Annotated in this window: 20 protein-coding genes; 13 read left to right on the forward strand and 7 right to left on the reverse strand. The window is 70.1% G+C overall.

The features are described 5' to 3' along the window. Positions 1 to 156: 156 nt before the first annotated feature. From ACWD6P_RS18470 to ACWD6P_RS18485, 4 genes are all read left to right on the forward strand, one after another. On the forward strand, positions 157 to 3336 hold the full coding sequence (locus ACWD6P_RS18470; RefSeq protein ID WP_451445159.1) for an efflux RND transporter permease subunit: 3180 nt from the start codon (positions 157 to 159) through the stop codon (positions 3334 to 3336). A gap of 198 nt (positions 3337 to 3534) precedes the next feature. Next, on the forward strand, positions 3535 to 3804 hold the full coding sequence (locus ACWD6P_RS18475) for a hypothetical protein (protein ID WP_451445160.1): 270 nt from the start codon (positions 3535 to 3537) through the stop codon (positions 3802 to 3804). Further along, a complete protein-coding gene (locus tag ACWD6P_RS18480) occupies positions 3797 to 4414 on the forward strand; it encodes a DUF6879 family protein (RefSeq protein ID WP_451445161.1) in 618 nt (205 codons plus the stop codon). The genes ACWD6P_RS18475 and ACWD6P_RS18480 overlap by 8 nt, the downstream gene beginning before the upstream one ends. Before the next feature lie 158 nt (positions 4415 to 4572). Beyond that, entirely contained in the window at positions 4573 to 6801 is a 2229-nt protein-coding gene (locus tag ACWD6P_RS18485; RefSeq protein WP_451445162.1) for an ATP-binding protein, read from the forward strand. A 34-nt stretch (positions 6802 to 6835) separates the two neighbouring features. Here ACWD6P_RS18485 and ACWD6P_RS18490 read toward each other — a convergent pair whose 3' ends face one another. Next, complete coding sequence (locus ACWD6P_RS18490; RefSeq protein WP_451445163.1) at positions 6836 to 7681, reverse strand: methionyl-tRNA formyltransferase; 846 nt, start codon at positions 7679 to 7681, stop codon at positions 6836 to 6838. 258 nt (positions 7682 to 7939) lie between these two features. Between ACWD6P_RS18490 and ACWD6P_RS18495 the strand changes: the two genes are divergently transcribed. The 3 genes from ACWD6P_RS18495 to ACWD6P_RS18505 are packed head-to-tail and all read left to right on the forward strand — an operon-like array spanning position 7940 to position 11726. Beyond that, a complete protein-coding gene (locus ACWD6P_RS18495; RefSeq protein ID WP_451445164.1) occupies positions 7940 to 8647 on the forward strand; it encodes a hypothetical protein in 708 nt (235 codons plus the stop codon). After that, a complete protein-coding gene (locus tag ACWD6P_RS18500; RefSeq protein ID WP_451445165.1) occupies positions 8644 to 10581 on the forward strand; it encodes a GMC family oxidoreductase in 1938 nt (645 codons plus the stop codon). The genes ACWD6P_RS18495 and ACWD6P_RS18500 overlap by 4 nt, the downstream gene beginning before the upstream one ends. Next, complete coding sequence (locus ACWD6P_RS18505) at positions 10578 to 11726, forward strand: ferritin-like domain-containing protein (protein ID WP_451445166.1); 1149 nt, start codon at positions 10578 to 10580, stop codon at positions 11724 to 11726. The genes ACWD6P_RS18500 and ACWD6P_RS18505 overlap by 4 nt, the downstream gene beginning before the upstream one ends. Positions 11727 to 11786: 60 nt before the next feature. Here the strand turns inward: ACWD6P_RS18505 and ACWD6P_RS18510 are convergent, their stop codons facing one another. Next, positions 11787 to 11984: a DUF397 domain-containing protein gene (locus ACWD6P_RS18510; protein ID WP_451445167.1), complete on the reverse strand. Its 198-nt coding sequence runs from the start codon at positions 11982 to 11984 to the stop codon at positions 11787 to 11789. Beyond that, a complete protein-coding gene (locus ACWD6P_RS18515; protein WP_451445168.1) occupies positions 11963 to 12805 on the reverse strand; it encodes a helix-turn-helix domain-containing protein in 843 nt (280 codons plus the stop codon). Before ACWD6P_RS18515 ends, ACWD6P_RS18510 begins: the two co-directional genes overlap by 22 nt. A gap of 128 nt (positions 12806 to 12933) precedes the next feature. Between ACWD6P_RS18515 and ACWD6P_RS18520 the strand changes: the two genes are divergently transcribed. After that, a complete protein-coding gene (locus tag ACWD6P_RS18520) occupies positions 12934 to 13185 on the forward strand; it encodes a hypothetical protein (protein WP_451445169.1) in 252 nt (83 codons plus the stop codon). Positions 13186 to 13230: 45 nt separating this feature from the next. Next, a complete protein-coding gene (locus tag ACWD6P_RS18525) occupies positions 13231 to 13689 on the forward strand; it encodes a DUF4430 domain-containing protein (protein WP_451445170.1) in 459 nt (152 codons plus the stop codon). A gap of 9 nt (positions 13690 to 13698) precedes the next feature. On the opposite strand, the gene nadA is transcribed toward ACWD6P_RS18525, so the two are convergent. Further along, positions 13699 to 14886, reverse strand: a complete 1188-nt coding sequence (gene nadA, locus ACWD6P_RS18530; protein WP_451445171.1) for a quinolinate synthase NadA — start codon at positions 14884 to 14886, stop codon at positions 13699 to 13701. Between the two features lie 287 nt (positions 14887 to 15173). On the opposite strand from nadA, the gene erpA reads away from it, so the two are divergent. Continuing rightward, entirely contained in the window at positions 15174 to 15530 is a 357-nt protein-coding gene (gene erpA, locus ACWD6P_RS18535; protein ID WP_030070025.1) for an iron-sulfur cluster insertion protein ErpA, read from the forward strand. Positions 15531 to 15639: 109 nt separating this feature from the next. On the opposite strand, the gene ACWD6P_RS18540 is transcribed toward erpA, so the two are convergent. Continuing rightward, positions 15640 to 17136 carry a hypothetical protein gene (locus ACWD6P_RS18540; RefSeq protein WP_451445172.1) on the reverse strand — a complete coding sequence of 499 codons (1497 nt, stop codon included), beginning with the start codon at positions 17134 to 17136 and terminating at the stop codon, positions 15640 to 15642. 124 nt (positions 17137 to 17260) lie between these two features. After that, positions 17261 to 17488: a hypothetical protein gene (locus ACWD6P_RS18545; RefSeq protein ID WP_451445173.1), complete on the reverse strand. Its 228-nt coding sequence runs from the start codon at positions 17486 to 17488 to the stop codon at positions 17261 to 17263. Positions 17489 to 17648: 160 nt separating this feature from the next. On the opposite strand from ACWD6P_RS18545, the gene ACWD6P_RS18550 reads away from it, so the two are divergent. Beyond that, entirely contained in the window at positions 17649 to 18623 is a 975-nt protein-coding gene (locus tag ACWD6P_RS18550) for a carbohydrate kinase family protein (protein WP_451445174.1), read from the forward strand. Positions 18624 to 18641: 18 nt separating this feature from the next. Here the strand turns inward: ACWD6P_RS18550 and ACWD6P_RS18555 are convergent, their stop codons facing one another. Further along, positions 18642 to 20108, reverse strand: coding sequence for an aminotransferase class V-fold PLP-dependent enzyme (locus tag ACWD6P_RS18555; protein WP_451445175.1), 1467 nt, complete (start codon positions 20106 to 20108; stop codon positions 18642 to 18644). A 317-nt stretch (positions 20109 to 20425) separates the two neighbouring features. Between ACWD6P_RS18555 and ctaC the strand changes: the two genes are divergently transcribed. After that, positions 20426 to 21388, forward strand: a complete 963-nt coding sequence (gene ctaC / locus ACWD6P_RS18560) for an aa3-type cytochrome oxidase subunit II (RefSeq protein ID WP_451445176.1) — start codon at positions 20426 to 20428, stop codon at positions 21386 to 21388. Further along, positions 21385 to 21981, forward strand: a 597-nt coding sequence (locus tag ACWD6P_RS18565; RefSeq protein ID WP_451445177.1) for a cbb3-type cytochrome c oxidase subunit I, incomplete at its 3' end; no start/stop codon positions are given. The genes ctaC and ACWD6P_RS18565, both read left to right, overlap by 4 nt.

Below are 21981 nucleotides of genomic sequence, written 5' to 3' on the forward strand. Positions count from 1 at the left end.
ACTCCCAACGCGGTACGGGCGGCGGCCGGAAACCGACCTGCGAGCGAGGAAAACCGGCCTGGCCATGGCCGAAGGTTTAGGAGGGCCCGCAAAGGCCCCTGCCGTCCCGCCTTCAGAAGCGGCCCGCCTTCAGAACAGAAGAGAGAGACCCCACCCATGGCCTGGCTGTCCCGACTCAGCCTCGTACAACGGGGCCTGATAGCGCTGATATCGATCGTCGCGATCGCCTTCGGCGCCATCGCGATCCCTCAGCTCAAGCAGCAGCTCCTGCCCTCCATCGAACTCCCGATGGTCTCCGTGCTCGCGCCCTACCAGGGTGCCTCGCCCGATGTCGTCGAGAAGCAGGTGATCGAGCCGCTGGAGGACGGTGTCCAGGCGGTCGACGGCATCAAGAGCGTCACCTCGACGTCGAGCGAGGGCTCGGGCGTCATCATGGCGCAGTTCGACTACGGCAATGACTCCAAGCGCCTGGTCGCCGACGTCCAGCAGGCGGTCAACCGGGCCCGCGCCAAGCTGCCCAAGGACGTCGACCCGCAGGTGGTGGCCGGCTCGACGGACGACATCCCCACCGTCGTCCTCGCCGTCGCCTCCTCGGCCAGGGACCAGCAGAGCCTCGCCGACCAGCTCGACCGCAGCGTGGTACCCGGCCTGAAGAACATCGAGGGCGTCAGCCAGGTCACCGTGGACGGCGTCCAGGACCGGATCGTCGCGGTCACCCCCGACGAGAAGAAGCTCGCCGCCGCGGGCCTCAACGCCCAGGCACTCGGCCAGGCGCTGGAGGCCGGCGGCACCTCGGTGCCCGCCGGGTCCTTCGCCGAGGGCGGTAAGAGCAAGACCGTCCAGGTCGGCGCCGGATTCACCTCCGTCCAGCAGATCAAGGACCTGGCCGTCACGCCGGCCGCGGGCCCGGGTGCGAGCGGCCCCGACGCCGGCCGCACCGCCCCCGAGCCGGTCCGCGTCGGCGAGGTGGCCACCGTCAAGGAGCAGTCGGCCACGCCGGTCTCCCTCACCCGCACCAACGGCAAGCCCAGCCTCGCCGTGATGGTGACCATGGACCAGGACGGCAGCGCCGTCGCCATCTCCGACGCGGTCAAGGACAAGCTCCCCCAGATCCGTCAGGACCTGGGCAAGGGCACCGACGTCACGGTCGTCTCCGACCAGGGCCCCGCGGTCTCCAAGTCGATCGAGTCGCTGACCACCGAGGGCCTGCTCGGCCTCGCCATGGCCGTCATCGTCATCCTGGTCTTCCTGCTGAGCCTGCGCTCGACCCTGGTCACCGCGGTCTCCATCCCGCTGTCGGTCGTCATCACCCTGATCGTGCTGTGGACCGGTGACCTCTCCCTCAACATGCTCACCCTCGGCGCGCTGACCATCGCGATCGGCCGCGTCGTCGACGACTCCATCGTCGTGCTGGAGAACATCAAGCGGCACCTGGGCTACGGAGAGGAGCGCCGCGAGGCCATCCTCTCCGCCGTCAAGGAGGTCTCCGGAGCGATCACCTCCTCCACCCTCACCACGGTCGCGGTCTTCCTCCCGATCGGCGTGGTCGGCGGCATGGTCGGCGCCCTCTTCGGCTCGTTCTCCCTCACGGTGACGGTCGCCCTGCTCTCCTCGCTGATCGTCTCGCTGACGGTCGTCCCGGTCCTGTCGTACTGGTTCCTGCGCGCGCCCGAGATCCCCGCGGGCACCACCGCGGACGAACTGCGCCGCAAGGCGGAGGAGAAGGAGAACCGCAGCCCGCTGCAGCGCCTCTACGTCCCCGTCCTGCGCTTCGCCACCCGCCGCCGGGTCACCAGCCTGGTCATCGCCGTGGTCATCCTCATCGGCACGTTCGGCATGGGCCCGCTGCTGAAGACCAACTTCTTCGACCAGGGCGACCAGGACACCCTGACCCTCAAGCAGGAGCTCAAGCCCGGCACCAGCCTGGGCGCGGCCGACGCCCAGGCCAAGAAGGTCGAGAAGCTGCTCGCGGCCAACGACGACATCGCCGACTACCAGGTCACCGTCGGCTCCTCCGGCTTCATGGCGGCCTTCGGCGGCGGCACCGGCGCCAACCAGGCCTCCTACCAGCTGAAGCTGAAGGACTCCGCGGACTCCGGCAAGGTCACCGACGACCTGCGGACCTCCCTCGACACGCTCGGCAAGTCCATCGGCGAGACCACCGTCACCGCCGGCGGCGGCTTCGGCAACCAGGACCTCAGCGTGGTCGTCAAGGCGGGGGACGCCGACGTCCTGAAGAAGGCCAGCGAGCAGGTCCGCAAGGCCGTCGCCGGGCTCGACGACGTCACCGACGTCCAGAGCGACCTGTCCCAGAGCGTCCCGCGGATCTCCGTCAAGCCCAACGCCAAGGCGGCCGCGGCCGGTTACAGCCAGACCACGCTCGGCGGCGCCGTCGCCCAGGCGGTCCGCGGCACCACCAGCGGCAAGGCCGTCCTCGACGACACCGAGCGGGACATCGTCATCAAGTCGGCCCACCCGGCCACCACCGAGGACGAGCTGAAGAACCTGGCCGTCCCGACCCCGGCCGGACCGGTCAAGCTGGGCACCATCGCCACCGTCGAGACCGTCCCCGGACCGGTCCAGATGACCCGGATCGACGGCGCCCGCTCGGCGACCGTCACCGCCAAGCCGACCGGCGACAACACCGGCGCGGTCAGCACCAAGCTGCAGAGCGAGATCAACGCCCTGAAGCTGCCGGACGGCGCCACGGCGGAGATCGGCGGCGTCTCCCAGGACCAGACCGAGGCCTTCTCCTCGCTGGGCCTGGCGATGCTCGCCGCCATCGCCATCGTCTTCATGCTCCTGGTGGCGACCTTCAAGTCGCTGATCCAGCCGCTGATCCTCCTGGTCTCCATACCCTTCGCGGCCACCGGCGCGATCGGCCTGCTGGTCGCCACCGGCACCCCGCTGGGCGTCCCGGCGATGATCGGCATGCTGATGCTGATCGGCATCGTGGTCACCAACGCCATCGTGCTGATCGACCTGATCAACCAGTACCGCGCACAGGGTTACGGCGTCGTCGAGGCGGTCGTCGAGGGCGGCCGCCACCGCCTGCGCCCGATCCTGATGACCGCCCTGGCCACGATCATGGCGCTGCTGCCGATGGCGCTGTCCATCACCGGCGACGGCGGCTTCATCTCCCAGCCGCTGGCCGTCGTCGTGATCGGCGGTCTGATCACCTCCACGCTGCTCACCCTGCTCCTCGTCCCGACGCTCTACGCGATGATCGAACTGCGCAAGGAACGCCGGGCGAAGAAGAAGGCCGCCAAGCGCAGCAAGCAGACCGGCCCCCGCCCCGAGGACGCGGACCGCACCCCGGAGCCCGCGGGCGTGTAACACCGATACAGGGCTGTACGCCGGAGCCCCCGTTGCCGTACGCACGGCAGCGGGGGCTTCGTACGCCCACCCGTCCCCGTATGGCGCAATCGCGCGGCACGGCCGGTAGCGCACCGTGTCCAACACAATTCACCGAGTGCTATCCTCGTCGCCCGCAGTTTCCTGAAGAACCGTCAAATGGCAATGGCAGGAGGCGAGATGGGGAAAAAGTGGGTGGCCGATCCCGGAGCGTCCTTAGCGCGGCGGCTGGGCAAGTCCTCGCATGAACTGGGGCAGACTTCCGGCAATTCCAGCTGCCCGGACATCTGGGAGCTGGACAACGGCGATGTCGCCGTCATCGGCACCGACCTGACCGCCTCGTACGAGGGAAGGCTGCCGGACGGGGTGAGCGTCGACCCCGGTGAGCGGCTGGTCATCATCCCCAGGGCGACCATGGTCGCCGCCAAGGCGGACATCCCGGATGAGTAGTCCGCTCGACGGCGCGACCGGCCAGCCGATGGCGCTCGACGCCTACTACGCCGATTTCGAGAAGCACTTCTGGCAGAGTGCTGACCTCGGCTTCTGGAAGCTGGAGCGGCAGCAGACCTTCCAGGAACCCGGCTACGACAGCTGGGAGGCGTTCGCCCGCGGGGACTGGCACGAGTCGTTGCGCCTGCTGGAGGCGGGGCGGGCGGAGATGGACGGCTACCACCGCAGGATCGACCGGCATGGATTTCTCGCCCGGCGGGTCAGAGTGGTCGAAGAGCCCCTGAGCGACTATCTGCAGTGGGAACTGCACGCCTTACGCGTCCGCAGCCAGTGCGGCGGCCCGACTCGTGTCGTCGCAGCCGACCAGGTCGCACAATTCGAGGCGGACGGCCCCTTGCCGGAGATCTATACGCTCGGTTCCCAGGTGATGTACCAGGCGGTCTACGACGACCGGGGAATTCTGGAATCCGCCCGCAAATTCGTCGACCCCGAGCTCATTCTGCGCTGCCAGAGATTCATCCAGGACCTCTATGAGGCGGGCGACCCCCTGGAGGACTGGTTCGGGGACCATGTGGCACCCCTGCCGCCTCCGTGCCGCGCTTCGGTATGAGCGATGCCGCGGGGCACGTCAACAGGTTCGAAGGAACGGCTACGGCGCACGGCGTCGTACAGGCCCGGGACGTCCACGGCGGGGTCCACCTCCATCAGCCTTCACCGGACGCCCCCGCCATAGTTCCCCGCCAACTCCTCGGGGGAACACGTCACTTCGTGAACCGCTCCCACGAGCTGAGCCGCCTGCAACAGCTCGTCGGGGACGGCCGCGACACGCCCTCCGTGCTGCCTGTGGCGGTCATCACCGGAACCGCCGGCGTCGGCAAGACATCGCTCGCCCTGCACTGGGCGCACACCATCCGGTCGCGCTACCCGGGCGGCGAGCTGTACGCCAATCTGCGCGGCTACGCCGTCGACGCGCCCGTGTCGCCCGAGAAGGTACTGGGGCGATTCCTGGAGGACCTCGGTGTTCCCGCCGCGCTGGTGCCGATCGAACGGGAGCGCCGGGAGTCGATGTTCCGCTCGCTCCTCGCCGGCCGGCGCATGCTGGTGATCCTCGACAACGCCATGGACAGCGGGCAGGTGCGCCCCCTGCTTCCCGGCAGCGCAACCTGCCTGGTCGTGGTGACCAGCAGGGACGACCTGTCCGGACTGGTCGCGCAGCAGGGCGCCCTGCGCGTGCGCCTGGAGACCTTCCCGACCGCGGACGCCGTCACGCTGCTGCGCACCGCCACCGTCGAGTACCGAGGCCGGGACCGGCGCGCCGATCTGGCGGAACTCGCCCGGCTGTGCGCCCGCCTGCCGCTGGCCCTGCGCATAGCCGCGGAACGGGCCGCCAGCTGGCCGTCGATCCCGTTGCGTGAGCTGATCGACGACCTGCGCGACGAGTCGGCACTATGGAATGTCCTGACAACCGAGGAGAAGGGCGGCCCCGACGCGATGCGCAGCGTATTCGAGTGGTCCTACCGGGCGTTGCCCGCGCCCGCCGCTCGCCTCTTCCGCTTCCTTGGTCTCCATCCCGGAAACGAGTTCGGGCTCCCCGCCGTCGCGGGCCTGGCGGGTGCCGAACCGGCAGAGGTCCGCGGATGGCTGGACACCTTGGTCAGCGCCCATCTGCTGGAGCGGCGACCGGCCGGGCGCTATGAATTCCACGACCTGCTGCGGGCGTACGCGGCCGACCAGGCCCGGAAGACGGAGAGCGAACCGGAGCGGCGGCAGATCCTCGAACGCTGTCTCACCTGGTACCTCCACTCCGCCGACGCGGCGCAGCGCGCCATCGCGCCCTTCGATCGCTACGACCTCGACGACCGTTTCCCGGCGCCCGGCTCATCGCTCCGGTTCGGGCGCTACGAGCCGGCGTTCCAGTGGTACCGGACGGAGAGCACCAATCTCGTCACGGCGATCCGGGTCGCCGCCGCATCAGGGTTCCCGCAGCTCGCATGGCGCCTCGCCGTGGTGCTCCGGGCCGTGTACATGCATCACAACGCCTTCGACGACTGGGCCACGACCGCCCGTATCGCCGTGGACGCCGCGGCGTGTGCGGGGGAGCCCGACGGGCAGGCCGAGGCGCTGGAAAGCCTGGGGAAGGCCGCATTCCAAGCGTTGCGGCTCGATGAGGCCCAGGACTGCCACCGTTCCGCGCTGGACATCCGCCGACGGCTCGGTGACCGGCGCGGCACGGCCGTCTCCGTCAACGCGCTGGGGCTGCTCGGCCTCCGCCTCCGCCGGCTGGACGAGGCCCGCGCGCACTTCCAGGACAGCTCGGCGATCTTCCGCGAGCTCGGAGACCGCCGCTGGACGGCGCTGCTCCAGAGCAATCTCGCGGAGTCCCTGTGCGAACTGGGCCGGTACGGCGAGGCGGTACGGATCCTCGAACCCGCGCTGGCGGACTTCCGCGCCCTCGGCGACCGGGGGAGTGCGGGTAACGCCCTGTTCCTGCTGTGCTGGGCGCGGCGGGAGGCGGGTGATCTGGAGGCCGCCGGGCACGCCGTCGAATCGGCACTGGCGATCGCCCGGGACGAGGACAACCAGGTGTGGCGGGGGCACTGGCTGATGGAGTCCGCACGGCTCGAACGGGCGCGGGGTAACCCGGAGGGTTCGCTGCGCTTGTGCCGGGAGTCCGCGGGCATTCAGCGGCGGCTCGGCGACACCGCCCGGGAGGCCTTCGCGCAGGACAGCGCGGGGGAGGCCTGCCGGGCACTGGGGCGGTACGGGGAGGCGGTGGAGCTGCACCGCCGGGCCGTTGCCCTCCACCGTGGTCTCGACGCCCGTTGGCCGCTCGCCTGCGCCCTGCACAACCTGGCGGACGCGCTCAGCCTGCTCGGCGAGCACGAGCAGGCACAGACCGCCGGTGAGGAGGCCCTGGGACTTCTCGGCGCGTTCGACGACCCGCAGGCGGCCGCACGGACCGTTCGCCTGGCCCAGCTGCAAAAACGCGGCGGCTAGGGCCTGTCCGATGGTCCATGGCCGTCAGCTTCCCCTAACCGTCCGCCTCCACGGGCTCTGAGGCGGTGATCCACAGCGAGCCGTCGGCGCAGTCGAGGCGGCAGCCGTCCGCAGGGGTGAGACTGGTGCGCAAAACCCTTCGGCGCCTGCCGTTGACCGTGGCCACCGGGGCCGACTGAGGCCCCATGAAGCGGCAGGTCCGCACCTGATTGTGGAGCTCGCTCGCCGCCTTCGTGGTGTCGAGGGTGAAGAACTCGGGCTCCATCAGGCCCGCGTAGCTCACGCCCGCGGCGGTCTGCGGCTCACCGGCCGCCGGGTCCCGCACCCGGCGCAGCGCACCGCGGACCACCTCGCGGAGCACCGGGGAGAGGCCGTCCCACAGCCGGCCGGGGGTGACATCGTCGGGAAGGGGGACACCGGCTCGCTGCGCGAGGATGGGGCCGGCGTCGAACTCCTCGTTCATGCGGTGGGCCGTCACCCCCAGCTCCGCGTCGCCGTTCCGGATGGCCCACAACACCGGCGCGGGCCCCCGGTACTTGGGCAGCATCGAGCAGTGGACGTTGACCACTCCGTAGCGCGGGACGCTGAGCACGGAGCGAGGCAGACGCCAGGAGAATCCGAAGCAGACGACGAGATCGAGGTCGTACCCGCGCAGGGCGGTCCCCAGCCCTTCGGAGCTGCCCGGCAGCAGCAGGTCGATTCCCCCGGGCAGTGCGGCGGTGATCCGGCCCGCGGCTTGTGCCGCGCCGTCGTCCGCGGCCGTCCTGGGGCGCAGGGAACGGGAGTACGCGTAGACCAGGGGCCGGTGTCCGGCCTCGACGCAGGTCTCGTGCAGTGCGGCGAACTCTGCCGGGCCGAAGGAGAGTAAGCCGATGCGCATGCCGTTCTCCATGCCGTCGAGTCTATTCAGGCGGCGGTGCCGAAGAGACGCAATCGCCCACAACGGTGCGTGTTGCCGCCGGCCCCCGCCGGATGGCGTACGCCCGCCGCACGCCGGAGGCGCCTCGACCCCCACCTGACCCACCGTCATACGCCTTCCAGTGGTTTATCGCATCATGTCCGCATGTGCGGGGCGAGCCTGAGAAGTATTGCCCCCGGTATGTGCCGTCCCTGTATGTGCCATCCCGGGAGGAGAGCGATGACTGTCCCCGCATCCGCTGCCGAGGAATCGGACCAAGTGGCCGACGAGCTCAGCGACTTCGTCGCCTACTGCGTACCGCTGACCGGCTTCGCCGCATTCGATCTGCACGCCACCGGCATGGCCCGGCTCTATCTCGACACCGCCCGCCGCCAGGTGGGCGACGCCCAGTTCGCGACGTTCTGGACCAAGTGGAAGGAAGCCGTCGGCCACGGCCAGGGGCCCCAGGCTCTGGATCCCCCGTACCGCGAGGTCGCCCGCGCGCTGATCTACCTCTGGTACACCGGCGCCTGGCCCCGGCTGGCCCCCGTGGCCCACGCCGCGCTCCGGCGCGAGCTCGCCAACACCGAATCCGTCGCCTCGCCCAGCGCCTACGTCGAGGGCCTGGTGTGGCGCACCTTCCACGGCCACCCGGCGGGCGCCAAACCGCCGGGCTTCGGCACCTGGGCGGTAAAACCACCGGCCCCGACCTGGCAGACCGCCGGACAGCTGAACACCGATCTCGGTATCGCGGACGTCCCCTACCGCACCGGCCTGGCCGACGAGGTCGCCCCCGGCGAGATCCCCGACGAGCTGATCCCCGGCCACCGCCCGGGCCGCCACATCCCGCCGTCCGCCGTGCCCACCGCGGCCGCCGCCACAACCGAAGCCATCACAGCCACCCCAGCCGCAGCCGCCGCCGAGACCCCCGGGAAGGCCACCCCATGACCGCACCCGTCCCCGCGGAGGCCGCCGCTCGCCGCCGCTACGACGCGATCATCGTCGGCGCGGGCTGGGTCGGCAGCGCGCTCGCCCAACGCCTCGGCGACCAGGGCTGGCAGGTCCTCGTCCTGGAGGCCGGCAACAGCGGCACCGAGACCTGGCCCGGCTACCTGGACTCCCTGGCCACCTACTACTCGGCCGCCGCGAAGGTCCCCAACTCCGCCTACCGCCGCAACCAGGCCGCGCCCTACCCGGACGTCCTCGACCTGGCCCCGGTACGCAACCCCGCCCCCGGCAAGCCCGAGTTCACCGCCCACGGCTACCTCGTCCAGAACGGCCAACTCCCTTACGGCACCGACTATTTGCGGGAACTCGGCGGCACCGCCATGCACTGGCTCGGCGCCGTCCCCCGGATGCTGCCCGACGACTTCGCCACCGACGACGACTACGGATACGGCCGCAACTGGCCGCTGACCGCCGAGGACCTCCAGCCCTGGTACGCCGAGGCCGAGCGGGTCTTCGGCGTGGCGGGAAACGCCCAGGAACAGAAGGAGCTCGGCGTGGTCACCGACCCCGCGTACGAGTACCCGATGCACCACATCCCGCAGAGCTATATCGACCAGCGGTGCAGGACCCTGGACGGTGAGCTCGTCACCGACGACGTGGCCCAGCGGGAGTACCGGCTCACCATGTACGGCCTCCCGCAGGCCCGCAACTCCACCCCCAACCCCGCCTACCGGGACCCCCACCGCATCCAGGGCGCCGTCGGTCTCCCCAACTTCGGCGAGCGCTGCGTGGGCAACGCCAGCTGCGTCCCCATCTGCCCCGTCCAGGCCAAATCGCACCCGCTGCGCATCCAGGCCACCTGGCCCGCCACCGTCACCCTCGCCACCCGCTGCGTGGTCAGCCGGGTCCGGGCCCGCTCCGACGGCCGGGTCACCGGCGTCGAGTACCGCACGTACACCGACCCCGCCTCACCGGTCCACCAGACCTTCGTCGCCGAGGCCGACGTCGTCGTCCTCGCCGCGCACGCCATCGAGAACGCCCGGCTGCTGCTCTTCTCGGACCTGGCCAAGAGGAGCGGGCAGGTCGGCCGCAACCTGATGGACCACCCCACCCTCCTCAACTGGGCGCTCGCCCCCGAGGACCAGGGCCCGGTCGGCCCGTTCCGCGGCCCCGGACACACCTCCGGCTGGGAGGTCTTCCGCAGCGGCGACGGCCGCAACGACCGCGCACCGTTCCGCATCGAGATCGGCAACTGGGGCTGGGGATGGGCCACCGGCGCCCCGCTCAGCAATGTCGCCACCGCCCTGGGCATCGGCGGCAACCCGGACGGCAGCATCCGCGACAAGGGCGTCTACGGTCCCGAACTGCGCCGGCTGCTCGGCAGCGCCATCGGCCGCCAGCTCCAGCTCCAGATCGCCGTAGAGCAGTCCGCCAACGAGAAGAACACCGTCACCATCGACCCTGCCCGCTACCGCGACGCCATGGGCAACCCCCGCCCGATCCTCACCTACGACCTCGACGACCACGTCCGCAACGGCCTGTACGCCGCCCGCCTGGTCGCCCAGAAGATCTTCGACCTCCTCGGGGCCACGGACTACACCGACCACACCCCCAAGGACGGTGTCCCGCCCCTGGGACACCTCGTCCACCACGACACCCACCTCGCCTACAGCGGAGCCGGCCACGGCGCCGGCACCCACATCATGGGTACGGGGCCCGGGGACTCGGTCGTGGACGAGTACCAGCGCACCCACGACCACCCCAACCTCTACGCCGTCGGCTGCGGCAGCATGCCCTCCATCGGCACCAGCAACCCCACCCTCACCATGATGGCCCTCGCCCTGCGCAGCGCCGAACAGATCCACCGCGACCTCGTCGAGGCCCACCGCCCGGCCACGATCCGCACCCAGCAGCACGAGGAGGTGTCCGCATGATCACCGCGCTCGCCCTGGACCAGCAGGGATTCGAGATCCCGGCGACCATCGAGCGGCTGCGGAAGTTCCTGCAGGCCGCCCTGGAGGTGGAGCACCTCACCATCCCCGTCTACATGACCGGCATGTACTCCCTCCACCCCGGCACCAACCGCACCGCCTACTTCGCCATCCGCAGCGTCCTGATGGAGGAGATGCTGCACATGACCCTGGCCGCGAACCTCCTCAACGCGGTCGGCGGAACGCCCCGCGTCGGCCGCTCGGAGTTCGTCGCCGAGTACCCCGCGAAGCTCCCGTTCAGCAGCGGCAAGGAGGTGCCCCTGATCCACCTGCAGCACTTCTCGCCCGCCGCGCTGCGGACCTTCCTGCGCATCGAACTCCCGCGCAAGCTGGTGCCCAACCCCGAGCCGGGCGACGGCTGGACCTCCATCGGCCAGTTCTACGACGCCATCCGCCAGGGTCTGGAGAACCTGGTCAGGCAGCACGGCGAAGCCCAGATCTTCCAGGGCAACCCCCAACACCAGGTGGGCCCCGAGGACTTCTACAACTCCGGCGGCGAGGTCTTCCCGGTACGCGACCTGAAATCGGCGAAGCTCGCCATCCGCGTCATCAGCGAACAGGGCGAGGGCATCGACGACAAGATCTGGACCAGCGACGACCTGATCTTCGGCGAGCAGCGGCAACTCGCCCACTACTTCCGCTTCAACGAGATCTACACCGGCCGCAGTTACGGCCCCCACGACACCCCGGGCGACGCGCCGAGCGGCCCCCTGCTGGACGTCACCTGGGACGACGCGTACCCGATCCACGGCGATTCCAAGGTCGGCGAGTACGTCGAGGATCCGAAGGTGTACGAGCACGCCGTCGCCTTCAACACCCGTTACGCGGAGCTCCTCAGCTACCTCGACAAGGCCGTCAACGGGAACCCGCGCGGAATGGCCCTCGCCATCCCCACCATGCTGGAACTCCGCGACCGCGCCGAGCAGCTCTTCCGCAACCCCCACCCGGCGCGGCCGGGCTTCTTCGCCAGCCCCACCTTCGAGCTGGCCCCGGTGCACTTCGACACGGTCCGCGACACGGTGGAGGAGAACCTGCGACTGGCCGGACTGGAGCCCGGCGAGCCGATCGATCTGTCCCTGACGTCGTGACCGGGTGAGCGATCTATTAGCCCGTCCCAGCGGTGCGTTGGGACGGGCTGAGCTGCGCCTTCAGCCCTTGAGGGTGGCGATGAACGCCGTCCAGGCCTCGGCCGGGAGTATCAGCGCGGGGCCGTGGGGGTTCTTGCTGTCGCGTATGGGGACGACGTTGGGGAAGTTGTCGGCGACCTCTACGCAGTGGGCGCTGTCCTGGTTGCTGTAACTGCTCTTGCGCCAGGTGGCGTTGTTCAGTTCGGCGTGGGTTCCCATTGCTCGTACCCCTTCATCGCTTTCCGGATCCTCTCCGCGGAGGCTCGTGGAGTTAGAGCGTATGCCCGCAGCTTGTCGAAGAGCGCCCACAGGCGGCTCACGTCTTGAGGGTCCTCGAAGAGACGGCCGAGTGAGCGCCCTTCTTCGTATGCCACCGCTTGCCCGGTCGACGGCCGCACAAGCACCAGCGAGCTACCCATCAGGTAGTACTCACCGTGCTCCAGCGGGAGCACCTGGATCGTGCTGGTCGTGGTGTCGACCCGCGACAGCAGCGCCGCCAGCTGCGCGTGCATGGTTTGGGGGCCACCGATGGGTCGGTGGAGGATCGCCTCGTCCAGGATCGCCCAGTGTCGCGTACCGGCAGCGGCCAACTGCTCCTGGCGATGGAGTCGAGCTTGTGCACGCTCCTCGGCCATCTCCGGCGTGACCTCGGGAGGCGTACTCAGCAGGGCCCGGGCGTATGCCTTGGTCTGCAGCAGCCCGGGAACGAATTGCATCTCGAAGCACTCGATCGCCTCTGCCTGCTTCTCCAGCTCCAAGAACCGCCGGTAGTGGTCGGGATGGGTCTCCTTCTTGGCCAGCTGATACAGCCCGTAAAAGTGCTTCCCCGTCCCGAACGCCGCATCCAACGCCCCCGGCAGCTCCGGTGGCGGCATCAGCTCCGCCGCCTCCACCCGCCCCAGCGTGCTTTTGCTGAAGTTCACGATGTCGGCGAGCTGTACGAGCGACAGGTTGGCCAGCTCTCGATGTCTGCGCTGCTCCGAGCCGAAGTAATGGCGCGCGGACAGATACGGGTTCAGTTTCTTCGGCGTGAACTTCACGCGGATCACCTCTGGGTCGTCCCACGCTCAACAGGAGGACGGGGCACCCCTGTTGAAGCCATGTCTCACAGGGCAACTATGGCGATACACACGGTAATCAGATGGGCAATTGAGCGAAAGCAGGTCATATGTTCGAGGGTTCGCCCCCGCGGCTGCTGCCGTGGACCAGGCCGGACGGTGCTCCGTGTTACCTCATCGCGGACGACCCGAAGAGCTATCTGTCCGTCCTGGCCGACGGCGTCGAGGAGGATCTGCTCGCCGCCGCCGAGGACGCGCTGGAGCGTGCCGACACCCCGATGACCTGCCTGCGCAAGGCGCTCCGCGACGTGCTGCGGATCGCCGTCAGCCGAGGTGACCGGCTCGCGCATTGCGAGGAGTGATGCGACGGTGGCTGTGGGTGCCGATCCGACGAAAGGCAGGCAACCGTGCGCTCCGTCCTGGCCCGCTGGGCCGCCCTTGTGCCGGCGGCCGGTCTCGTTCTCGCGCTCGCGCCGTCGGCCGCCGCCGACGGGCCCGTCGCCCCGGTCCGGGTGGCGGTCACGGGCGGCGCCTTCACCGGCAGCATGGGCATCGTCCGTACGGCCGCGCGCTCGCTGTACGGCGGCTTCTACTGCGCCGCCGACGGGGTGTACCCCACGCCGCTGACCGCGCTGGCCGACGCCGACCGGAGGTACCACCTCGGCGTACGGGCGCACTGGGACGAGGCGACCGGGGACTTCGTCGTCACCGAGATCCGCGGTGATGCCGCGGACGGCGGCAAGAAGTGGAACGCGTACGTCAACGAGAAGAAGATCACCACCGGACCCTGCGGCACCGCGGTCAAGGACCACGACAAGGTCCGGTGGACGCTGGAGGCCCCCAAAGCGGAGGCCTCCCCAAGCTGACCGTCGTGCCTACGGCAGCGCCAGCATCCGCTCCAGCGCCAGCTTCGCGAAGCTCTCGGTCTCCTTGTCGACCTCGATGCGGTTGACGACCTTGCCGGCCGCCAGCGACTCCAGCGCCCACACCAGGTGGGGGAGGTCGATGCGGTTCATCGTCGAGCAGAAGCAGACCGTCTTGTCGAGGAAGACGATCTCCTTGTCCTCCGCGGCGAAGCGGTTGGCCAGGCGGCGGACCAGGTTCAGCTCGGTGCCGATGGCCCACTTCGAGCCGCGCGGGGCGGCCTCCAGGGCCTTGATGATGTACTCCGTCGAGCCGACGTAGTCCGCGGCGGCCACGACCTCGTGCTTGCACTCGGGGTGGACCAGGACGTTGACGCCGGGGATGCGCTCGCGCACGTCGTTGACCGAGTCGAGCGAGAACCGGCCGTGGACGGAGCAGTGGCCGCGCCACAGGATCATCTTGGCGTCCCGCAGCTGCTCGACGGTCAGGCCGCCGTTCGGCTTGTGCGGGTTGTAGACCACGCAGTCGTCCAGCGACATGCCCATGTCGCGGACGGCGGTGTTGCGGCCCAGGTGCTGGTCGGGCAGGAAGAGGACCTTCTCGCCCTGCTCGAAGGCCCAGTCCAGCGCCCGCTTGGCGTTGGAGGAGGTGCAGATCGTGCCGCCGTGCTTGCCGGTGAAGGCCTTGATGTCGGCGGAGGAGTTCATGTACGAGACCGGCACGACCTGCTCGGCTATACCGGCCTCGGTGAGCACGTCCCAGCACTCGGCGACCTGCTCGGCCGTCGCCATGTCGGCCATCGAACAGCCGGCGGCCAGGTCGGGGAGGATGACCTGCTGGTCGTCACCGGTGAGGATGTCGGCCGACTCGGCCATGAAGTGCACGCCGCAGAAGACGATGTACTCGGCGTCCGGCCGGGCGGCGGCGTCCCGCGCGAGCTTGAAGGAGTCGCCGGTGACATCGGCGAACTCGATGACCTCGTCGCGCTGGTAGTGGTGCCCCAGGACGAAGACCTTGTCCCCGAGCTTCGCCTTGGCCGCGCGGGCGCGCTCGACGAGGTCGGGGTCCGACGGGGCCGGCAGGTCGCCGGGGCACTCCACGCCGCGCTCGCTCTTCGGGTCGGCCTCGCGGCCCAGGAGGAGCAGGGCAAGCGGGGTCGGCTGGACGTCCAGGGGCTGGGCGGTGGTCACGACACGCACCCTCTCTTCTCTGCAGACAGCGTTGAGGCACGCGCCTCAGCTCGCGGTGCATGCCTTTTCGTCTATTTGACGCTATCTATCATAGCTGCTTCACGTCACTTTGACGATGGCCATAGTGTCGATGTGACGCATCAGCCCTTCGGTGGTGTGCCGTGGGCCACCTGTTCCCGGCCGCCGGTGTGCGAGCATGAAGAAGAAGCGCCCAGCCGGAATTAATCCGGGGCGTCGCCGGTTTCAGCTTGTTGCATCCGATGACAAGCGGTCCGTACAACCCGGGAGAGATGTAGATGAGCGTGCAGGACGAGAAGACCACCGTCAGCGACGGCATCATCCTGTCCGACGCGGCCGCGTCGAAGGTCAAGAGCCTGCTGGAGCAGGAGGGCCGGGACGACCTCGCGCTGCGGGTGGCCGTTCAGCCCGGAGGCTGCTCCGGCCTGCGCTACCAGCTCTTCTTCGACGAGCGCTCGCTGGACGGCGATGTCGTCAAGGACTTCGACGGCGTCAAGGTCGTCACCGACCGGATGAGCGCCCCGTACCTCGGCGGTGCCTCCATCGACTTCGTCGACACCATCGAGAAGCAGGGCTTCACGATCGACAACCCGAACGCCACCGGCTCCTGCGCCTGCGGCGACTCCTTCAGCTAAGGGCCGCGGGTCGTACCCGCCGGCTACGACGAAGGCGGCGTCCCCCGAGTGGGGGCGCCGCCTCCGTCATGTCCGGGCCGTCTGCGCCATACGGGGCCCGGGCCCGCCGCTACTGCTTCGGCACGGCCTCGCCCGTCGACACGTCGATCACCTTCCGGTCGCCCAGCGGCTCCTTGAGCGTCACGGTCTTGGTGAACTCCTTGGCGATCTTCACACAGACCTGGCCGGGCTTCTTGTCCTTGCCGACGACCTTGGTCTTCACGGCCGTGTCCGACTCCTCGGCGCTCACCGAGTAGACGCTGCACACCCCGCCCCAGAAGTGCACGGTCAGCTTCCGGCCGCCGTCGCCCACGGCGTACGACTCCAGCGCCATCGCGCCCGGCTTGCCGGACGGCCCCTTCGGCGTCCGGTCCTTGTGCGCCAGGTACTTCGGGTCCACCGCGGGGTGCGCGACCGTCGTCGTGGCGTCCGGGCCGGTGCCGGCACCCGGCTGGCGCACCGTGTACAGCCACGACGGCACCAGCGCCTGCCCGCCGCTGACGTACTGCACCGCGAGCCCGAACTCCGCACCGGTCACCTCGGCCGGCTTCTGCGCCTTCGCCGGCGAGGGCTCGCAGGGCGCGATCTGGTCCTTGCCGTCGTCCTTGCCGTCCTTGCCGGGGGGCACCGAGGGGCAGCCGGCCGGTGTGCGGCCGCCGCCCGCATTCAGCCGCTCCAGCGTCTTGTCCGCGCTCAGTACGGGGTACACCGCGCCCTTGACCGGGTTCGCCAACTGGCCGCTGCCGCCCACCACCTGACCGTCCGAGCCGACCTGCAGATCGCTCTGCCAGCCGTACGTCGGCAGCCCGCCGAGCACCGGATCGGCGGTGACGATCCGCACCGCGCCGGACAGCCCGCTCGCATCGAGCCGCGCGCCCTCCTGGCCGAGCGCCTTGAGCACCGGCCGCACCGCCTGCTTGGCCTTCTCCGCGGACACCGCGCCCTTGCCGCTGCCGTCGTCCTCGGTCGTGACGTCCCCGCCGCCGCGGTACGAGGGGCAGCCGGGCCGGCTCGACGAGGAGCCGTTGCCGTCGGGGGAGGCCGGCAGCGCGCAGTTCGTGCCGCCCGGGGTGCCGTACTGCGAGTACGTCCAGGACCCCGAGCCGGTCTTGTTCACCTGGAGGACGGGGCTGCGGGCGTCCCTGGTCAGCCCGCCGACCTTCCAGGTGGTGCCCTCCGAACGGACCTTTCCGGCCACATCCAGGGCCTTCGCAAGCCGTTCCACGGCCTGCCGGCTGATCTCGCCCTGGGGGCGGTACACCGGCGCCGACGACGGGCCGCCGGGCAGCTCCTTGACGGCCTTGTACTTCGCGCCCTGCGGATTGGGCTCACCGGCCGCTATCGAGCCGCCCGTATAGCCGTCGAGCGCGAGCGGCGGCGGCTCGCCCTTGCCCGCGGAGCCCGCGCCCGCGCCGGAGCCCTCGTCACTGGACGCGGACGAGGCCCAGTACGCCGCGCCGCCCCCGGCCAGCAGCACCGCGGCGGCCATCGAGGCGATCAGCAGCGGGCTGCGCCGCCCGCGCTCCTTGGGGTGGTCCGGGGTCGTGGGGGTGTCCTCGGTGTTCACCGCATCGCTCCTTCAGCTCCGCTGAACATCTGCCGTCGCACCCTCCGAGGGGTGGACGCCGATGGGACGGAGCGGGGGCGCGCGCGGTTCCCTGCGAGTTGGCAGGGGCTCCGGCGAGCGGGGCTCAGTCGCCGTACTCGGACATGCCGTCCACGAGCTTGGCGGACTTCTCGGGAACCTCGATCCCGTGCAGATCGGACGCGCGGCCCGGCGCCGGCCCACTGCGCCGTCCGGTCTTCCAGCGCTCCGCCATCCGGGCGCAGTCGCCGCGCAGCTCGTCGAGCGACTCCGGCTCCGACACGGCGGGCGATTCGGCGCTACGCGGTGTGACGGCTTTCACAGGCTTGGTCATAAGAGGCACCGTACGCAGGCGCAGGACGCGGAGAAAGGCCTACTATTGGGTAGTTTCAGTCATTCCGGGTGGACGGGATGACGGGGTGGTCACGCCCCTCGCGAGGTAGCGTTGCTCCACGTCCGCCCGTCCCTCCGCCATCCGCAGGAGCAGACCCGTCGTGCGTATCGCAGTCACCGGCTCCATCGCCACCGACCACCTGATGACCTTCCCCGGCCGCTTCGCCGACCAGCTCGTGGCCGACCAGCTGCATACGGTCTCCCTCTCCTTCCTGGTCGACCAGCTCGACGTCCGCCGCGGCGGGGTCGCCCCCAACATCTGCTTCGGCATGGGCCAGCTCGGCATCTCGCCGATCCTGGTGGGCGCCGCGGGCAACGACTTCGAGGAGTACCGCGCCTGGCTCGACCGCCACGGCGTCGACACCCGCTCCGTCCGCATCTCCGAGGTCCTGCACACCGCGCGCTTCGTCTGCACCACCGACGCCGACCACAACCAGATCGGCTCCTTCTACACCGGCGCGATGAGCGAGGCCCGGCTGATCGAGCTGCAGCACGTGGCCGAGCGGGTCGGCGGCCTGGACCTCGTACTGATCGGCGCGGACGACCCCGAGGCGATGATCCGGCACACCGAGGAGTGCCGCACCCGCGGCATCCCCTTCGCCGCGGACTTCTCCCAGCAGATCGCCCGGATGGACGGCGACAACATCCGCACCCTCATGGAGGGCGCCACCTACCTCTTCTCCAACGAGTACGAGAGCGGCCTGATCGAGTCCAAGAGCGGCTGGAGCGCCGAGGAGATCCTCGCCAAGGTCGGCACCCGGGTCACCACCCTCGGCTCCAACGGCGTGCGCATCGAGCGGGTCGGCGAGCCCGCCATCGAGGTCGGCGTCCCGGAGGAGAAGACCAAGGCCGACCCCACCGGCGTCGGCGACGCCTTCCGCGCCGGCTTCCTGTCCGGCCTGGCCTGGGGCGTCAGCCTGGAGCGCGCCGCGCAGATCGGCTGCATGCTGGCGACGCTGGTCATCGAGACCGTCGGCACCCAGGAGTACGAGCTGCACCGCAGCCACTTCATGGACCGCTTCACCAAGGCCTACGGCCACGAGGCCGCCGCCGAGGTCCAGCAGTACCTGGCCTGAACCGGCCGGAAGAACGGCTCAGACGCGGCGCCGCACCACATAAGCGGCGCCGCGTTCGGCTGTCCGCTCGCCCAGGTACTCCTGGTCGCGCATCGCACACCAGGCGGGGATGTCCTGCCGGGCGGCCTCGTCGTCGGAGAGCACGGTCACCGTCCCGCCGACCGGCACCTGGCCGATCGCCTTCGCCAGCTCGATCACCGGGACGGGGCAGCGCTTGCCGAGGGAGTCGACGACCAGGCCCTCGGGCTCGGCGCCCGCCGCGGCCTGCGGTGCCTCACCGGCCTCCGGTGCCTCACCGGCCCGCGGCGCCTCGCCGGTCCCGGGCGTCCCACCGGCCCCGGCCGCCGCCTGAGGCACCCCCAGCCGCTCCCGCACCGACCGCACCACCCCGGGCAGCACCTCCAGGAACCGCTCCACCTCCGCCTCGGCCGTCCCGTACGGCAGCGAGACCCGGACGTTCCCCTCGGACAGCACTCCCATCGCGCGCAGCACATGGCTCGGCGTCAGCGTGCTGGACGTACAGGACGATCCGGACGAGACGGAGAATCCCGCGCGGTCGAGCTCGTGCAGCAGGGTCTCCCCGTCGACATAGAGACAGGAGAAGGTGACGAGATGGGGGAGGCGGCGCACCGGATCGCCGACCACCTCCACGTCCGGGACCAGCTCCGGCACCCGCGCCCGGATCCGGTCCACCAGCATCCGCAGCCGCGCCGCCTCCCGACCGGTCCCCGGGTCGGCCCGCAGCGCCCGCAGCGACGCCGCGGCGGCCACGATCGCCGGGATGTTCTCGAACCCGGGGCTGCGGCCCGACTCCCGCTCGTCCCCGGGGCCCTGGGGTACGTAACGGGTCCCCTTGCGGACCACGAGCAGCCCGACCCCGGGCGGCCCGCCCCACTTGTGGGCGCTCGCCGCCAGCAGCGACCAGGCACCGGGCAGCGGCCCCCAGGGCAGCGACTGCGCGGCGTCCACAAGAAGGGGCACACCGGCCTCCTGGCAGAGCGCGGCCACCTCCTCGACCGGCTGCTCGGTGCCCACCTCGTGGTTGGCGGACTGGAGGGCGGCCAGCGCGGTGTCCGGGGTGAGCGCGGCGGCCACACCGTCGGCCGCCACCCGGCCCGTACGGTCCACGGCCAGCTCCGCGCGGGTCCCGCCGGCCGCCTCATGGGCCTCGGCGGCGTGCAGTACGGAGGAGTGCTCGACGGCGGAGTGCAGCAGCCGGCGGCCGACACGCCGGCGGCCCGCCAGCGCGCCCAGGACGCCCGCATGCACCGCCTGTGTACCCGAAGGGGTGAAAACCAGCTCGTCCGGGCGGCAGCCGACGGCCTCGGCCGCGGCCTCGCGCGCGGCGTCCAGCAGCAGCCGGGCGCGGCGGCCCTCGCGGTAGAGGCGGGCCGGGTCGGCCCAGCCCTCGTCGAGCGAGGCGAGCAGGGCCTCGCGGGCGACGGGGTGCAGGGGAGCGGTGGACGCGGCGTCGAAGTAGGGCACACAGCAACGCTAAGCGCCCCATAGGGGCGCGGGGAACTGCGCGATCAACCACGAAGCACCCGCAGCCGCCACACAAGCGAAGCTCCCGAGCTGCTGGCCAGCCCAAACCCCCGTCAGATAACGCCGCAGGCAGGGCATCCCACCCCTTCGGCGTGACCCGCGGCGCGTTGCGCACCCCTCCCCGCGCGACCCCAAATAGCGTCCAGTAGGGTTTGGTCCGCATAAACATCCAAACCCCTGCCCGACGCAGGGCGGCGACCGACCAGCGAGTAAGGCCGCAGCCGACCGCGCGGGCGAGACTCTCGGGAAGGCGCTACGTGAGTCCCAACGGCTCCGACCGCTCGTCGCGGCGCCCGATGCGGCGGAAGCTGCCGCAGGTGCTTGCTGCGGGCCTGGTCCTGGCGACCGCTACTGGTTGCACATATAAGGACTTCCCCCGCCTCGGCATGCCAACGCCCGTCACCGACGAGGCGCCGCGGATCCTCTCTCTTTGGCAGGGCTCCTGGGCCGCCGCCCTCGCAACGGGCGTGCTGGTGTGGGGCCTGATCATTTGGAGCGTGATCTTCCACCGCCGCAGCAGGACCAAGGTGGAGGTCCCCGCGCAGACCCGGTACAACATGCCGATCGAGGCGTTGTACACGATCGTCCCGTTCATCATCATCGCGGTGCTTTTCTACTTCACCGCGCGCGATGAGAGTGCGCTCCTGAAGACTTCCAAGAAGCCGGACCACGTCATCAACGTGGTGGGCTTCCAGTGGAGCTGGGCGTTCAACTACCTGGAGGACGTCGACGGCAACAAGTCGACCACCAACATCAACTCCAGCGCGCTCTCCGCCATCCCGGACAAGTGGAAGAAGACCGCGCCGGCCGGTGCCGACGGTGTCTACGACGTGGGCGTCCCGGGCACCCGGAACCCGCAGAACGGCAACCCCGGCCCGACGCTGTGGCTGCCGAAGGGCGAGACGGTCCAGTTCGTGCTGACCTCGCGTGACGTCATCCACTCCTTCTGGGTGGTGCCGTTCCTGATGAAGCAGGACGTCATCCCGGGCCACACCAACGTCTTCGAGGTGACTCCCAACAAGGAGGGCACCTTCATGGGCAAGTGCGCCGAGCTCTGCGGCGTCGACCACTCCCGGATGCTCTTCAACGTCAAGGTCGTCTCCCCCGAGCGGTACCGGGAGCACCTGAAGGACCTGGCGAAGAAGGGCCAGACCGGATACCTGCCGTCGGGCATCAAGCAGACGGATCACGCCAGGAATGCGGAGACGAAGAACCAGTGAGCATCCTCAACGAACCTCAGGGTGCCGCCGCCGAAACGGCTCCGGCAGCACCGCCCGTACGGAAAAAGCAGCCCGGTATCGCTGCCGTGAAGTGGCTGACGACCACTGACCACAAGACCATCGGCACGATGTACCTGGTCACGTCGTTCGCGTTCTTCTGCATCGGCGGCGTCATGGCGCTGCTCATGCGTGCCGAGCTCGCCCGCCCGGGCACGCAGCTCATGACGAACGAGCAGTTCAACCAGGCGTTCACCATGCATGGCACGATCATGCTGCTGATGTTCGCCACCCCGCTGTTCGCCGGATTCGCGAACTGGATCATGCCGCTGCAGATCGGCGCGCCCGACGTGGCGTTCCCGCGGCTGAACATGTTCGCCTACTGGCTCTACCTCTTCGGCTCGCTGATCGCGGTGGCCGGCTTCCTCACCCCGCAGGGTGCGGCGGACTTCGGCTGGTTCGCGTACTCGCCGCTCTCGGACGCGGTGCGTTCGCCGGGCGTCGGTGCCGATATGTGGATCATGGGTCTGGCCTTCTCCGGTTTCGGCACGATCCTCGGTTCGGTCAACTTCATCACGACGATCATCTGCATGCGG

This window comes from Streptomyces sp. NPDC002446 (assembly GCF_053595675.1).